This is a genomic window from Streptomyces sp. NPDC006385, from assembly GCF_040612485.1.
In the GTDB taxonomy this organism is placed as follows: domain Bacteria; phylum Actinomycetota; class Actinomycetes; order Streptomycetales; family Streptomycetaceae; genus Streptomyces.
The window spans coordinates 1-2126 of the sequence record NZ_JBEXQG010000170.1 but is presented as its reverse complement, the minus strand read 5'-3'; the positions used below and the strand labels follow the sequence as shown (position 1 = coordinate 2126).

The following is a 2126-nucleotide window of genomic DNA, read 5'->3' as shown; positions in this document are numbered from 1 at the left end:
GTTGCCGGTCGTGGTCGACAAGGACACCAACGCCGCCGCCCTCGGGCTCGCGGACCGGGGCGGGGGCCGGGGGCAGCGGCTTGGTGCGCCCGGCGCGGACGCCGTTGCCGATGATGACGATCTCGGCGATCTCGTGGACCGCGACGACGGCGGCGAGGCCGAGGACGCCGAGCAGGGCGAGCGGCATCAGGCCGATGATGATCGCCAGGGACAGGCCGACGTTCTGCAGCATGATGCGCCGCGCCCGGCGAGCGTGGTCCAGGGCCTGCGGGAGGTGGCGCAGGTCCTCGCCCATCAATGCGACATCGGCGGTCTCGATGGCGACGTCGGTGCCCATGGCCCCCATGGCGATGCCCAGGTCGGCGGTGGCCAGGGCAGGGGCGTCGTTGACGCCGTCGCCGACCATCGCGGTGGAGCGGGTGGTACGGAGTTCGCCGATGATGCGGGCCTTGTCCTCGGGGCGCAGGTCCGCGTGGACGGTGTCGATGCCGGCCTCGGCGGCCAGCGCCTTGGCGGTGCGCTCGTTGTCGCCGGTGAGCATCGCCACCGTCAGCCCGCTGGCGTGGAGGCGGTCGATGACCTCACGGGCCTCCGGGCGCAGTTCGTCGCGCACGGCGATGGCGCCGATCACTTGTCCGTGGTCCTCGATCAGGACGGCCGTCGCTCCCGCGTTCTGCATGGCGGTGACGTCCTCGGCCAGCGGGCCGGGCTCGATCCAGCCGGGCCGGCCGAGCCGGACCGGGCGGCCGTCAAGGCGGCCGGTGAGGCCGGCGCCGGTGACCGCTTCGACCTCCGTGGCGGTGGGTACCTCGGGCGCGGCCGCCAGGATGGCCTTGGCGAGGGGGTGTTCGCTGCGGGCCTCCAGGGCGGCGGCCACGGCCAGCACGGTGTCGCGGCTGCGGCCCTCCGGGGTGGCGACCTGGACCACGGTGGGCTGGTTGCGGGTGAGCGTGCCGGTCTTGTCCAGCGCGACGGTGCGTACGGCGCCGAGGGCCTCCAGGGCGGCGCCGCCCTTGACGAGGACGCCGAGCTTGCTGGCCGCGCCGACCGCGGCGACCGCGGTGACGGGCACGGAGATCGCCAGCGCACACGGGGAGGCGGCGACCAGGACGACCAGGGCCCGCTCGATCCACGTTGCGGGGTCGCCCAGCAGGGAGCCGGCCAGGGCGATCAGGGCGGCGGCGACCATGATGCCGGGCACCAGCGGTTTGGCGATCTTGTCGGCGAGGCGCTGGCTGGCGCCCTTGCGGGCCTGCTCGGCCTCCACGATCTTCACGATCCGGGCCAGGGAGTTGTCCTCGGCCGTGCTGGTGACCTCGACCTCGAGCACGCCGGTGCCGTTGATCGCGCCCGCGTACACCTCACTGCCCGGCCCCGCCTCGACGGGGACGGACTCGCCGGTGATGGCGGAGACGTCCAGCGCGGTGCGGCCGGTGCGGATGGTGCCGTCGGTGGCGATCCGCTCGCCGGGCCGGACCACCATGGTGTCGCCGAGGCGCAGCTCGGCCGGGGCGATGGTCTGCTCGGCGCCGTCGCGCAGCACGGTCGCCTGCTCGGGCACCAGGTTCAAAAGGGCGCGCAGGCCGCGCCGGGTGCGGGCCAGGGAGTACTCCTCCAGGCCCTCGCTGATGGAGTACAGGAAGGCCAGCATGGCGGCCTCGCCGACCTCGCCGAGGATGACCGCGCCGACGGCGGCGATCGTCATCAGCGTGCCGACGCCGATCTTGCCCTTGGCCAGGCGGCGCAGGGTGGAGGGGACGAAGGTCCAGGCGCCGACCACGAGGGCGAGCGCGTTCAGCGCCGTCACCACGGTGTCGGAGGCGCCGGTCCAGCCGGTTATCAGCCCGGCCAGCAGCAGGACGCCGGCCACGGCGGCGGCGCGCAGTTCGCTGACCTCCCACAGCTTCTCCGGTTCGCGCTCCTCCTCACCTTCGACGGTGTTCTTCTCGTCGCCGCAGCCGCAGGCGTCGCTCATCGGTCGTCTCCGTCGTTCTTCGGGGCCGACGGCGCCGCCGAGGTGCCGTAGGTGGGGCACAGATCTACCGCCTCGCCGGTCGCGGCGAGCAGCTGCTCGGCGGCGGCTCGCCGACTGCTTTGAGGGCACCGCCGGTGAAGTGAATGCTGTT

The 2126-nt window shown here is 73.8% G+C and carries 1 protein-coding gene; it reads right to left on the bottom strand.

All coding sequences use genetic code 11. From position 1 onward, the window contains the following. On the bottom strand, window positions 1-1975 hold a 1975-nt coding region (locus ABZ078_RS44340), incomplete at its 3' end, for a cation-translocating P-type ATPase (RefSeq protein WP_356584376.1). Window positions 1976-2126 lie beyond the last annotated feature (151 nt).